Here is a 13,823-nt window from a genome sequence, read left to right on the forward strand (position 1 = left end):
ACTAATCACTATTTTAAATATGCTAGCGATACTTTTAAAAAGAATCTTTACCATTGCTCTGTTATTCCTGTATGCCTTTGGCTTTTTTACAGGCAATGCTCAGAATTACCCGGCTGTGTTTAATCCGAATACACTAAACGGTGCGAATGGTTTCAGCATTAAAGGAGTAAACGCCAAAGATTATCTGGGAAACGAAGTCAGTATTATCGGCGATATTAATAACGATGGACTTGATGATATCTGCGTAAGCACACAATACGGCAATCCTTCTCTGGAGCTCGCCGGCGTCGCATATATTATTTTTGGATCATCCATTCCCTTTCCTGCCGCGTTTGATCTCAATACATTAAATGGCGGCAACGGATTTAAAGTGATTGGTATTGCAGAAGACGAAAGACGCGGAAAAACAATTGGCAGGCTTGGAGATATCAATGGTGATGGAATTGATGATGTTTCATTAAGTTCAGAAGGTTCAAAGCATATGTTTTTATATGGGAAGACAGGGGCTTTTCCTTCAATCATTACGATCAATGATATAAATGGAAGCAATGGGTTTATTTTTAATGGAAGTGGTATAGGTGAAGTAAAAGGAGCAGGAGACGTAAACGGAGACGGCGTTCAGGATATTATTATGGGACAATATGCGTGGTCCGGAGAAACCTATATTCTTTTCGGTAAAAAATCAAACTTTCCTGCAAGCATTGATGCTGCCTGGCTGGATGGTACAAGAGGTTTCAGATTGGGAGAAATTGATGGAAATATATCCGCATTTTTTGTTTCGCCTGCAGGTGATGTCAATGCTGACGGGTATGATGATGTAATTGTAGGAATTTGGTTTGACTCATATGTTACGTCTCAAAAAACGTATGTATTTTTTGGTAAGCCAGGTCCGTATACTGCATTGATTAATCTAAAAGCGGTGAACGGTACGGATGGCTTTGCTATAAATAATCAAAACAATGGAAATTTTTTAGCCTCAGTTGCAGCATTAGGAGATATTAACGGTGATGAAATAGATGATTGCTTTTCATTTAGAAGTGTGATTTTTGGTTCGAAGAGTGCATTTCCGGCCGTTATTGATAACGAAATTGCGTTAAACCCAGCTGTGGGTTTTGTAAGTAATAGTTTTTTGCAGACAGCAGCAGGTATTGGTGATATAAATCAGGACGGTGTAAATGATTTTATTGTTTCAGCATACAATAATGAAAACTGGGTTGTATATGGTTCTAAAACAGGTTTTGGTGCAACGCTTGATCCGGCGGGCCTAAATGGAACGAAAGGATTTAAATTTCTTAATATGAACCAATCAAATACCGGCAGGCAAATGAGCGGGGGCGGAGATATTAACGGAGACGGCATACCAGATTTTATAGTAGGGAATAGCGGGATAAATAACGGAACCTTTGGTATTGTATATATAGTGTTCGGCGGCGATCATTATGCGTTGCCCTTAACGACTGATTATCCAAAAGCATTGAACATAACATCTTCGGGTTTTACGCTTCAGGTTAATACAAAAGAAAAGGGCAAGATAAAATATGCGGTATACGGCGGCGCAGCTTCTGCTGTTACGCAGCAGTCTGTTATCGCCAGCGGTACAGGTTCTATACAGCATGGAGAATTTGCTGCCGCAGCAACTTCAATTAACATCAATAACGTATTAACCGGTTTAGCCAGTGGTACAGCATATGACGTTTATCTGTATTTTGAAGATGAAAAAGGAAATACGGGTGAGATTTATAAATTAGATAATGTAACAACCCTGACAGTAGCTGCAGATACAGAAGCTCCGGTTATAACGGGCTGTCCGGCAAATAAAAAACAAGGCTGCGGAGCGCTGCTTAATTTTACGTCTGCTGTAACGGTTACAGATAATATAGATGCAACACCTGCTGTAACGCAGTCACCTGCGCCCGGATCTCCCGTTAAAACAAATACAACCGTTACGATAACTGCACGGGATAAAAATAACAATACAAGTACCTGTGTGTTTTTGATTGAAGTGGTAAATAGCATTCAATGTCCAGGAAACCAGCAGCTGCCTGTGGGTATGGTATTGCCGGACTATGCAAAAGATGCTGCTGTTACAGGCTTTTGCGAGGGTATTCCGACCATTACGCAAACGCCTGCGCCAGGTACACGTGCGGCAAACAATATGACGGTTACGTTAACTTCAACAGATGGAATTATTACTTCTACCTGTTCATTTGTTGTAAATAACACAACAACACCGATCGAAGTACAAGCAGAGACTGATGTACATTTGATTCTATACCCTAACCCTGCCAGAGATATTCTGTATGTTAAAGGCTGTGCCTATAATAAATATGAAATGATTGATCAGGTAGGTACTGTTGTGCTGCAGGGGGCGGATGATGCAGAGATCAATGTAAGCAGTGTAAGCAATGGAATGTATATGATGTTGTTCTACAACAAGGAAGGAACAATCATTACTACAAAAAAAGTGATCAAAAATTAAATACGAACGAATAAGTATTAAAAAGCATATGATTAGATCATATGCTTTTTTAATGCTTGAATATTCTGTTGTTTGGCCGGATACAGATTCCTAACCGGATCATATTGGTAAGCTGATCGTAATTGATTAGATTTTCTGCATAACCATTAAAGATCTGCAGGTAAAAATATTGGTTCGCATTTTTTAACGGGTTATAATAAATATTTGTCTGTATGCTTCCTTTTAAATCGAATTGTGCCCCCTTGCGAATATGATGTTTGCATCAAATTTGTTCTTTACAAATTCCCAGTCGAGTGTTATTTCTCCATATCCAATATAATTGGTAAGGTTTGTATTATCTGAAAGAGAAAAAGGTATCCAGAATTTTCCGAGTATTGAAAATTTTTCAGACATAATTGCCAGGTAACTTACAGATAACGAGTTCCAGCTTCTGGAAAATATACTGTCGGTTCCGTTGGATTCATGTTCCAGCTGCAAGGTACCGAAGCCAATATGCCGGCCTTCCTTAAAGATGAATTTCCCCAAACCAATACCGGGATTAAAAATGGTTTCCTCAAACGGACTTGAGTGCTGATAGATTTTCCAGAACGATTTTTGTGTGTAGGTTAAATACAAATAACTTTTGAACGGCATAACAGAATTGCTTAAGCGCTGCTTAAAGCTGATCTGCATTTTAATGTCGGAATTATAGTTCGAGGGTTTTTCTTCTACCGTTGTACCGGTTATAAAATAATTGTCTTTATAAACGGAAAAGGAAGGCTGGCTTTTCAGGATACGGGTAATAGAATCGCGCGGTATTTTTTTTGCCTGTCCAAAACACACGCTGACCGGCAATAAAAGTAATACACAAGCCGCCCGGATATTTTTCATTGACAGAACAGATTTCAGGCAGGCCTTCGGTAATCCTTTTGTACAAATTATTTTCATTCAAACTAAATTACTAGCTTTTTTTAACAAAGCCATCTTGTTCGATAAATACATTTAAATAGTCTTGGCTTTTGTGTAAAATGATAAGTACTTCATATAAATACTTGGATTATTGCAAATTCCAAACTTTTCGATACATTTAGAAACCCAATTTTTTAAGTGTGTTCAATTTTATAAATGATTTAAATGTTACGTATGAAAAAGTTTTTAGTAGTGTTCTTTTTAGTTCAGAGCATCTTTGTTTTTGCACAGCAAAGTAAAAAAGTTGAATCAGCTCTTAAAACATTTAATAGCGGCAAAATTGATGATGGTATTAAAAAAATGGAAGCTGCAACTCAGGAAGATCCATCCGAAGATAACTGGGACTTGCTTGTACAGATGTATAAATACCGGTATGAATATGCAGAGCAGCAACAGGAAGATGCATTAACACTCTTGTTGCTGCAAAGCCTGGGTGGATCTAAAGCAAAAATTAAAAAATATACCAGCCCTTCTGTGTGCTACCGGGATTTGATTGAGAAATCAAAACAAGCAGAATTGAATTCACGCAGTACAACCGCTTCCATGGTTTTACGGGCGTATCTGGTAGATTATTATCCGGACACAGCGGTAGCTGACACGGCAAAAAAAGAATTCAATAGTGCAGAAAAATATTTTTCAGAAAAGGATTATCCAAACGCAAAACTGCATTATCAGAATGCATGTAAGCTGGATCCTTCTTACTACAAAGCATTGATCTATTTGGGAGATACACATTGGCACATGAAAAAAATGGATAGTGCGATTTACTATTTTAAACAAGGTATCCAAATGCATGGTGATTTGCTGGAACCCAGAAAATACCTGGTAGATGCGTTGCGCGATTCAAAACAATACGATGAAGCCATACAAGAATCGATTAATGCAATTACAGTATATCCGGATGAAAGTATGTTCGAAAAAGTTGAATCCCTGTATGCTAAAACGGGCCGTACATTTGACCGGCATTGGATAAAACGCGGATGCAATGTTAATACCTATGCCGGTACACAGCTTGTAACCACTAACGAAACATGGAAGGCATATCAGCAGGCACGGGGAGAAATAAAAACATACTGCGATACGAATGGTGTTATTGTTAAATCCAATAGCTTAACAAAAGCGCATTACATGGAAGTGTACAGCTGGGAAAAAATGTTAGCCAGCAATTTGGTTGTGCCGCAGGAACTGGCGTTTGCTAAAAAAATGGCAGACGAAGGATATCTGGATTGTTATGTTTTTATATCGCTCTACCATTACGATGAATACGATCAGTTTATTGATTTCGCCAAAAATAACAAGGAGCGCATCCGTACGTATATAACAAAATATTTGATTCAGTAATGCGTATTGAATCACTAAAATGAGCAGCGTAAAGCACCATGCTCATTTTAGTAACATTTTTTGTATCTGACAATGTACAATAGATTATGAAGCAGTGTTTACTTATATATTTTATGTTCTTTATATTAACTGTGTGTTATGCGCAAAAAGATGATGTAAAGAATTTGTCTGCTTTTTCACTTTTATATAAAATGCAGGGGGGGGGCTCTAACAACCAATGCAAATTTCCGGCTATACAGGTGATTGGAGTTTCTTATGTTTATACAAATGAATGTATGAATTATTGGACTGCATCCATATTTCTACCCAGGGAAGAAATTCATAAAACAGATACAATATGTGTTGGTTCGTTACGCAAGGCTTCGATTGATTCAATCATTCAATTGATTCAACAAGTTCCGGATACAGTTACGTATGCTACGAATACAACTATCAGTAGCGGAGTAATTCAATATCTGACCATTGAAACAGATTCTATTGAACGGCGTTTTGTATTACACAATGCAGACCATCCGGTTGCCGATAAGATCGTAGCAATTTTAAATTCAAATCTCCCGGCTGACAAACCAAAATGTGACTTTTTAATCTGGAATAAGTGATGCGGTTTGTATTGTCTCTGATAGCAGCTTTTACCATATATACTGCCGCTGCTCAGCAGCACCGCATTACAGTAGACGGGAAAACAGATTCATTGATTTTGCTTCAGGAAGCAACTCCTTCCAACAACATTGTGATTCATTCTGAGGGTATACTTTTTTTTGAAGTCTTAGTAGCAAGAGGAAGTAGATTACTGGAATTGAAAACCTATACAGGCGATTCCGCGACCGTAACATATCAGCGTATTCCGCAAACGGGCGACAGGCTTATCATTACACCACTTCGGTCGGCCGATGATTCGCTGCAGAATTCTACCGTATTTTATTTTACTAATCTGTATGCAGATAGCTTGAGAACGCAGCGCTTAGCACTACTGGATACCTGCAGTGAAAAAATTAACCCACCATATAAATATACCTTTGCCGTTTACACAGAAGACGTAAGGCGGGACGATTATTTTGTAACGTTTCATCAGCTAATAAAGACAAAACAAATTGACACACTACTGCCTGTTGAACAAATTACTTATTCCAGAGATACATTGACTTATATACGCAAAGAGAATGATTTTTTTATTGAACAGGGAATGGATTCCGTGTTTATTGTTGTTCATATCGGCAAGGCAATGTTCGGCTATGCAATTGAAAATAGATGGTTAAAATATGGTGCCGTAATTAATATAGGTATTACCGCCGATGCAAAGGCTTTATATAAGGCATATTACAGGCCGGAACATTTTGAACCGATGGATGAAATTATTGATTGTCCGTTTTTATATTTTTCAAGAACGTATCTGCAAAACAAAAAAAGAAGGAAACGGAGTGTGATTTTTGTAACCTGTAATCCGGTATGTGATCCAATACGTATTCCGTGTATTTTCCCGGCTACCGATCACAGCTATAAAAAATCAGATCTCAAATAGGCGAACCGGGGAAACGCAGCCTTTAGTCAGCATATAAAAAATATGCTGACTATATAAACAACCGTACATTTTTCCGGCAGGTATTAAAAGCGAAGAGGCTGCTATATATAGCAGCCTCTTCGCTTTTAATTTTTTATCTGATCCGATGTATTAGCTTAATCTCTTAGGTTTTGACCCTACAAAACCATAATACATGATGTATACATAACAAATCAACGGAACAATGAATGACGTCTGTAAACCGCTGTTAGCCTCGCCATAAAGTAAACCCTGAAGCGGAGGAATAATAGCACCGCCTACAATAGCCATTACCAACAAAGAAGCTCCCTGGCCGGTATCTACACCAAGATCTTTAATCGCTAATGTAAAGATGGTAGGGAACATAATAGAGTTGAACAAGCCGATTGATAACACCGCCCACATAGCAATAGATCCGCTTGCAAACATGGTAACAGCAAGTAAGAAACAAACAATACCAGCAAACAAACCTAATGTAAAGCCTGGTTTATTTTTACCATAATAGAAAGCTGCTAAATTTAAGAGCGTAATACCTGTGAAGTAAATGGGGGTCGTAAAATCCATCGGCATATTTTCACCATGCAATAAAATATCTTTGTTCATTAAGAATGTTCCAAGGATATAAGAAAGCAACATAATACCGGCAAGCATTACACCGTGTTTTTTAATGTCTGTTGTTTCATTTAAGAAAATTGCACCGAAGAAACGGCCGATCATGGCACCTCCCCAATAGAACGATAAATATTTATCTGCTTTTTCAGGAGTTAAGCCAGCAATTTTTTCAAGTTCAAGGTAATTGATGATTGCTGAACCGATAGATACTTCGCCGCCTACATAAAAGAAGATACAGCCAACACCTAATAATAAATGTAAATACTTGTACGCACCAATTCCTTTTTGCTCCGCCTCGCCGTCATTACCGGATAATTTAGGAAGCGGTACTACAGCAATGATTGCTGCTAATACAAATAAGGCTACTGCTAAACCAATGTATGGATGCTTTACAGACTCCAGTGATTTTTCAACCGCTGAAGAACTTGCTTTGAAGATCAGCATGCCGCCGATAACCGGAGCGACAGTTGTACCAAGAGAGTTAAAAGCCTGGGTCATATTTAACCGGGCAGAACTACCCTGAGGTGCGCCAAGTAGCGCCACGTATGGGTTAGCGCCCATTTGAAGAATTGTAATACCCGAAGCCAATACAAATAACGCTCCAAGGAATGAATTAAAACTTTCGTTGTCAGCAGCAGGAATAAATAATAAACAGCCAATGCCTGAAACACCCAAACCAACAATGATTGCATTTTTGTAACCTATTTTTGAAATAAGATCAAAGCCTAATGCAGATACGATGAAATATAATAATGAAACAAGAAAGAATGCACTGAAAAATGCTGACTGCACCAGCATAGCCTGCCATCCCAGTAAATCAAAATGCCCTTTGAATTTTGGAATCAGAATATCATTTAAGCAGGTAATAAAGCCCCACATAAAAAATAATGTGGTAATTACAATTAATGGAAAAGTGTAATTTTTATTGTCGTGATTAGTGGATGTTCTATTTTCTACTGGAGCTCCAATTGCGGCCATAAATCAGTTCGGTTACTTGGTTAATTTATATTTAAGTTAAGCAAATTACCATTTTTAACAGGATGAACAAAGTATTTGCAATCTGAAACGGTTTAATAAATAGGGCACGTACTAAAAAAATAAGATATATAAATCCGTTTGTTTTACTATATGCTTGTCATATAAGCTGTTGTATTTTTTTGTTGTCCAATACAATAAGATTTTAACAAGAGGACGAATTGAAAATATTTTTTTAGATTGTAAAGTACATTTTTTTAGGCATTGCAAATAGTACTCCTTAGCCTTAACTTGCACCATGCAATACCAAAATGATTTAATATTAAGAGCTGCCCGCGGAGAAGCTGTTGAACGTACTCCCGTTTGGCTGATGCGCCAGGCAGGAAGAATACTTCCGGAATACCGTGCCGTTCGTGAAAAATTAAGCGGATTTATTGAATTATGCACCACACCTGCCTTAGCGGCGGAGGTTACTATTCAGCCCGTGGACATATTAGGCGTAGACGCCGCCATTATCTTCTCTGATATTCTTGTCATTCCCGAAGCAATGGGTTTACCTTATGAAATGCAGGAAAGCAAAGGACCGTTTTTCCCAAAGGTAATTACTTCGGCTGCTGATATTGATGCCTTGCTGGCAACAGATGCAGCCGATCATTTAACGTATGTCTATGATGCGATTGAGCTTGCTGTAAAAGAATTGAACGGACGTGTGCCGTTAATTGGTTTTGCCGGAGCTCCGTTTACCATTCTTGCGTACATGATCGAAGGGCAGGGTTCTAAGACATTCTCTAAGGCCCGCCGTTTCTTATATACAGAACCTGTGCTTGCACACCGCTTATTAGAAAAAATTACACTGGCTACAATTGCGTATTTAAAACGTCAAGTTCAGGCTGGAGCTGCCATGTATCAGATCTTTGATTCCTGGGCAGGCGTTTTACCTCCGGATCAATACCGCGAATTCTCTTTGCGCTACATCAAACAGATATGTGAAGCTGTACCTCAGGTGCCCCGAACAGTATTTTCGAAAGGTGCTTTTTTTGTGCGTGAAGATTTCAACAACTTCCCCTGCGAAACGGTTGGCCTGGACTGGAATATGGATATTGGGGAATCAAAAAAAATTATTGGTCCGCATAAAACATTACAAGGCAATATGGATCCTTGTGCATTGTATTTATCCGAAGAACAGATCCGTGTGAAGGCAAAAGAAATGCTGGATGCATTTGGCACGCAAAGCCACATTGCAAACCTGGGTCATGGCTTGTATCCGGACACAGATAAAACAAAAGTGAAATGTTTTGTGGATGCCGTAAAGGAATTCGGTGTTAAAAAATAATCTTCCATGAAGAAAATATACCAGCTCTTAGCGCATTACGTGTGCTTTGAGTTAAAAGCAACATATATGATGTATGTGTTGCTTTTTTTATTTCCGGCCATAGCATTGAATTATTATTTCGATTTTGAAAGTTCGATAGTAGATTCGTTCAAAGGCCAACCCGTTTATTTTTTTCTGTGCTTTGTGTATTATGCTGTTCCGCTCTATTACGCCGTTACAGTATACATAGTGCTATTCGATAAACGGCAGTTACTTCAGGATAAAAAGTTTTTGTTTGTGCTTTTTCTGTTCCCATGTATCATGGCTTTTGAACAGGCATTTAACCTGCAAAAGCAGTGGGTGAGCGGTATTGAAAATGAATATCTCAGATACTATGCCAAACGTACACTGAATCATACTGTCCGGTTTCTGACCTATTTTTTACCTATTGCACTTTACTATATTTTTCTTGAACGGGAGAATAAAAATTTTTATGGACTGGCTTTTTCGAAGGTTGATATAAAGCCGTACCTCTTTATGATGTTTGTGATCATGATGCCGCTGATCATTGCGGTTTCGTTTACAAAAGATTTTCAGGCATCTTATCCGATCTATTCCATGAGTAATATGAAGGATCAATTGCCCGGAGCTTACTGGCAGCAGGTAGCAGTTTTTGAGTCACAATATCTGCTGGATTTTGTGAACATTGAATTGATGTTCCGCGGATGTATGATTCATGTATTATATACATACATGGGCGTTGAATGTGTTCTCGCGGTAGCAACAGTATATTGTACGTTCCATTTTGGAAAGCCCATGCTTGAAACAATAAGTTCATTTGTGGGAGGAACTGTTTTAGGAATTTTATCGTTACGTACACAGTCCTTATACGGCGGCATATTCATACATATGGGTATCGCGTTTATGATGGAAGCAGCAAGTTTTGCTCAGCAGCTATAAAGGATTTTAATTTTAAGCGAAGAAGATGTTTAAAGCAATTATTGCCGCTGTTTTAGTAGTCTGCATCTGGTCGGGCTGGATCACCTTGTCGAGAATGGGTGTGCAGACGGCACTCACACCTTATGATATTACACTATTGCGTTTTGGTACGGCTGCATTGTTAACGCTGCCATTCAGTTTAGCATACAATTGGAAACATGTTAAATGGGGACAGGTATTGATCGTTGCGTTGGGCTGCGGATTCCCTTATACCATGCTTTCATTTATAGGATTGAAAACGATTAAAGCAGCCAACGCCGGCGTATTGGTAAATGGCATGCTGCCGGTGATCGGGTTATTCTTTACGCTATTCTGGTTTAAAGAACATGTATCTAAAATTAAATACGCAGCGATCTTTATTTTACTCATTGCAAACCTGATCATGATGAATCAGAGCAATGGCTTTTCTTCAGAAGCGATGTTGGGTATTGCTTCGTTACTTTCGGCGGCTATTGTGTTTTCAACATACATGGCTGCTACAAAACGCTGGGGCTACGGCATGAAAGATGTCATTGCATTTGTACCCCTTATTAACGCCGTTTTGTTTTTGCCTATCTGGCTTTTATTCCCATCACAGATCCTGAATACTCCCTGGCAGGATGTAGTCCTTCAAATGACGTATCAAGGTGTTTTAGTAAGTATTGCAGCCTTGCTGCTGATCACGTATTCCGTTAGTAAGCTGGGCTCCGGTACCATGTCGGTATTCTTATCCTATGTGCCTGCTGTAACAGCAGTATTGGCATTTGTATTCTTAAACGAACGCTTATCCGTACAGGAGCTAATAGGAATTGCCTTGTGTTCTGCTGGATTAACGTTGTATACGAAAGGATGAAAATCTGCGCAGATCAATTTGGCACAGACTTTTGATTTATTGATTTTTTTTTAACTTGCCGGTAAATCCAACGTGTTATTTTAAATATGAATAATAGAAGACAGATACGTACAGAAGAAAAAATATTGATCGAATTCCTGCTGACAAAAATTCCGGCAAGCCCCACATACATCATTCCCGAAGAAGTTGAAGAATACGGCGCTTTTGGAATGGGTAGCATAAACTTAAATAATCCGAATACAGATTTATACGACAGCGATCTGATTCAGGCCGAATACACAGATGCAGATAAAATTCCGGTTGTGATTTCTCTTACTAAAGATCAGCACAACCAATTGCTGGATCTGGATTTCTGGAAATCTGATTTTTCCAGACTGGTTGTTTATCCTAAACCTGCGGATCTGTTGTTTGCAGAATAAACCCAGGTACACAATAAACAGAAAAGCCCTGTATGTATCTCATACAGGGCTTTTCTGTTTATTGTGAATTGGTCTGATTATTTTTAGTGGTGTTGAATAATCTTATTTTCAGTTACTTGATTTTTACAATACGTTCTGTATACATTAATCCATCCTGATTTACTTTCAGTACATATACACCGTTTTCAAGTGCAACAGTAGAAATAGAACTGTTGTTTTCAATGTCTTTCGTAAATACTTTTTTACCTGTCAGATCATATAGCTCAACATGGATCATATCAGATGTAGCCAAAGATGAGGGGAATTCAATTGTTACCAGATCCTGCGTTGGGTTTGGCCTCAGCTGAATACCCGGAGCTTTTGCAGAAGATAATAAACCGGTTGTAATATTGGAATTATTAACAAACTTAGATAACAAACGGATGTAAGCTGTCTGGTAGCCTAAACTTGTTTCAGTTAACTGCCATGAATTCAGTGGCCAGTTTGTATTAAAGTCTTTGTATGATTTTTGTTTCGGCTGTTCTTTAGGCAGCGTTGTAGAGGTGCAAATAGCTGTATTCCCTGGCGATCCGCAAGATGAATAGCAGCAATCATCCCAATCATAACTGTTGTTTGCACCACCCATTAAAAAGCCCGGAGGCGGGCCGTATGTTGATGTGCCAACACGGTCCCACTTAGCACTTCCATCCGCAAACCATGTATGATACATTTCATTCACACTTTTCTCAGCACCATAACTGCTCATGTTTGTTAAGTATACCAACTGAAGCGGATTGACACCATGAATGTAATGCAGATATTCTTCCGCAGCTTTCAGATACAATTCATTGTTGCCTGCATTATCAATAGTATATTCATTTAATTCCCAGAATAAATTTCCATAATTTGATTTGTATTGGTTGGAACCCCAGTTATAATCACGGATGAATGCTCTGTACGGATCGAGTTCTGAAGTAAGTGCATCAGCAAAATCACGGGAATTATAAATAGCAATTTTTGTTCTGGAACGTATGTCCTGAGCAACAGTACTGCTTATGCCGGGTAGTGAAAGATAATATAATTGAAGGCTTTGTGATTCAAGAAAATATTGACTGATACCGTTGTACCATGCTACAAGAGGCATGTCTTTATAATTTGAATTAAAATAATTCAGATACGAAGCTTCTCCCGTTAAGTCATATAAATATAAAGCAGCACCAAGCCTGGATGTTTTTCTTCCTAAATCATTTGTTTCCTGATTGCCTGCTGCTAAACCTTTAGATCCGTTGCTGTCAGAGTTATTATTGAATGTCACATTCGGATTTGCACCTGCCCAGTTCCAGGCTGCAATCGCTTTTGTCTGCAAAGTTGTAGCAAATGTCGCATATAATACGGGATCAACTTGTTTGTATACGTTAGCAGCCAGTGCAAATGCTTGGGCACATTTTAATGTAGCATTTGTTGTAGCTGGGCCATATAAACTTTGACCCGTAGCAGAAGACGGCGGACTGGCACCTGCTGAACTCAATACAGATAAACAGGATCCATTGCTTTGCTGCATGCGCAGTAAATGCTCCAGGCCCCATTTCACTTCGTCAATGATATCCGGAATTCCATTCCCCGATTCAGGTATATTATAATCATCAGTAAAGGCAGCAGGGTTTTCCTGGTAGGCAGTTAACAATGTAATGACATAGTTTGCAGTCCATGATGTATATTTATTCAGATCACCTGCGTCATACCAGCCGCCGTGTAAATCTTTCTCCGTGGCACTTGTTTTATTATTGTATAACTGCGCATTTTTATCCTGCAAAGGTTTAAGGTGACTTGCTGCGTCTGTCCATCCTGTTCCTGCATAAGGCTCTGTTTTTGCAAAGCTGGAGCGCTGATAATACAGCATACGCATAGCGGCTTTCAATACATCTTTATAAACTGTTGTGCTGATTACAAACTCTGCTGAACGTGCATTGTTTGTTACATCCTTCACATAATATTTACCGGGAGTTGTATAAGAAGTAAAATCAAACCACCAGGCTTTATCTCCGGATGTTGTATCCACAAAACCATTTTTCCAGGCGGCAGGTGTACCTGTGAATACAGCAGCATTGTTTGTAGCATCAATCAACGCATACGAAGTGCCCGGTGTAAAGGCATCAGCAGCGTCAAAGCCCACATGCGGGTCTCTGATAACGGCTACTTTTGTTGCCAGGGGCAGATAACCAAACTGGTCAACAACAATATAGGGACTGAACGACTGAGCATGGGCAAATAAGCCTGCTACAAAAAGCAATGCGGTAAATGAAAGTGTTTTTAGTTTAATCATAGAGGATTTTTTTAATGGACGGTTGCACATAAACCGTATTAACTTAAGTTACGTTTTTTCATATAAA

The 13,823-nt window shown here is 38.8% G+C and carries 12 protein-coding genes; 8 read left to right on the forward strand and 4 right to left on the reverse strand.

Annotated elements, in window-relative coordinates; all coding sequences use genetic code 11:
* The first annotated feature begins 19 nt into the window (after window positions 1-19).
* Entirely contained in the window at window positions 20-2,479 is a 2,460-nt protein-coding gene (locus CHU_RS03770; RefSeq protein WP_011584171.1) for a T9SS type A sorting domain-containing protein, read from the forward strand.
* Window positions 2,480-2,528: 49 nt separating this feature from the next.
* Here the strand turns inward: CHU_RS03770 and CHU_RS19915 are convergent, their stop codons facing one another.
* Both CHU_RS19915 and CHU_RS03775 read right to left on the reverse strand, forming a co-directional pair.
* A complete protein-coding gene (locus tag CHU_RS19915; protein ID WP_081428673.1) occupies window positions 2,529-2,729 on the reverse strand; it encodes a phospholipase A in 201 nt (66 codons plus the stop codon).
* Window positions 2,702-3,349 carry a phospholipase A gene (locus CHU_RS03775; protein ID WP_011584172.1) on the reverse strand — a complete coding sequence of 216 codons (648 nt, stop codon included), beginning with the start codon at window positions 3,347-3,349 and terminating at the stop codon, window positions 2,702-2,704. The genes CHU_RS19915 and CHU_RS03775 overlap by 28 nt, the downstream gene beginning before the upstream one ends.
* A gap of 252 nt (window positions 3,350-3,601) precedes the next feature.
* Here CHU_RS03775 and CHU_RS03780 point away from each other — a divergent pair, with 252 nt between their 5' ends.
* The 3 genes from CHU_RS03780 (at window position 3,602) to CHU_RS03790 (ending at window position 6,287) form a co-directional block, all read left to right on the forward strand.
* On the forward strand, window positions 3,602-4,768 hold the full coding sequence (locus tag CHU_RS03780; protein ID WP_143143973.1) for a tetratricopeptide repeat protein: 1,167 nt from the start codon (window positions 3,602-3,604) through the stop codon (window positions 4,766-4,768).
* A 275-nt stretch (window positions 4,769-5,043) separates the two neighbouring features.
* On the forward strand, window positions 5,044-5,367 hold the full coding sequence (locus CHU_RS03785; RefSeq protein ID WP_148206039.1) for a hypothetical protein: 324 nt from the start codon (window positions 5,044-5,046) through the stop codon (window positions 5,365-5,367).
* On the forward strand, window positions 5,367-6,287 hold the full coding sequence (locus CHU_RS03790; protein ID WP_011584175.1) for a hypothetical protein: 921 nt from the start codon (window positions 5,367-5,369) through the stop codon (window positions 6,285-6,287). The genes CHU_RS03785 and CHU_RS03790 overlap by 1 nt, the downstream gene beginning before the upstream one ends.
* Before the next feature lie 150 nt (window positions 6,288-6,437).
* Here the strand turns inward: CHU_RS03790 and CHU_RS03795 are convergent, their stop codons facing one another.
* A complete protein-coding gene (locus tag CHU_RS03795) occupies window positions 6,438-7,895 on the reverse strand; it encodes a sugar MFS transporter (protein ID WP_011584176.1) in 1,458 nt (485 codons plus the stop codon).
* A gap of 295 nt (window positions 7,896-8,190) precedes the next feature.
* Between CHU_RS03795 and hemE the strand changes: the two genes are divergently transcribed.
* The 4 genes from hemE (at window position 8,191) to CHU_RS03815 (ending at window position 11,454) form a co-directional block, all read left to right on the forward strand.
* Window positions 8,191-9,225 carry a uroporphyrinogen decarboxylase gene (gene hemE, locus CHU_RS03800; protein ID WP_011584177.1) on the forward strand — a complete coding sequence of 345 codons (1,035 nt, stop codon included), beginning with the start codon at window positions 8,191-8,193 and terminating at the stop codon, window positions 9,223-9,225.
* 6 nt (window positions 9,226-9,231) lie between these two features.
* Window positions 9,232-10,164 carry a CPBP family intramembrane glutamic endopeptidase gene (locus CHU_RS03805; protein ID WP_011584178.1) on the forward strand — a complete coding sequence of 311 codons (933 nt, stop codon included), beginning with the start codon at window positions 9,232-9,234 and terminating at the stop codon, window positions 10,162-10,164.
* A 25-nt stretch (window positions 10,165-10,189) separates the two neighbouring features.
* Window positions 10,190-11,035, forward strand: a complete 846-nt coding sequence (locus CHU_RS03810; RefSeq protein ID WP_011584179.1) for a DMT family transporter — start codon at window positions 10,190-10,192, stop codon at window positions 11,033-11,035.
* Between the two features lie 86 nt (window positions 11,036-11,121).
* Window positions 11,122-11,454 (forward strand): DUF6984 family protein, encoded by a 333-nt coding sequence (locus CHU_RS03815; RefSeq protein ID WP_041932171.1) that lies wholly within the window; start codon window positions 11,122-11,124, stop codon window positions 11,452-11,454.
* A gap of 112 nt (window positions 11,455-11,566) precedes the next feature.
* Here the strand turns inward: CHU_RS03815 and CHU_RS03820 are convergent, their stop codons facing one another.
* Complete coding sequence (locus CHU_RS03820; protein ID WP_041932172.1) at window positions 11,567-13,756, reverse strand: glycoside hydrolase family 9 protein; 2,190 nt, start codon at window positions 13,754-13,756, stop codon at window positions 11,567-11,569.
* Window positions 13,757-13,823 lie beyond the last annotated feature (67 nt).

The sequence above is a fragment of the Cytophaga hutchinsonii ATCC 33406 genome (genome assembly GCF_000014145.1).
Taxonomy (GTDB): domain Bacteria; phylum Bacteroidota; class Bacteroidia; order Cytophagales; family Cytophagaceae; genus Cytophaga; species Cytophaga hutchinsonii.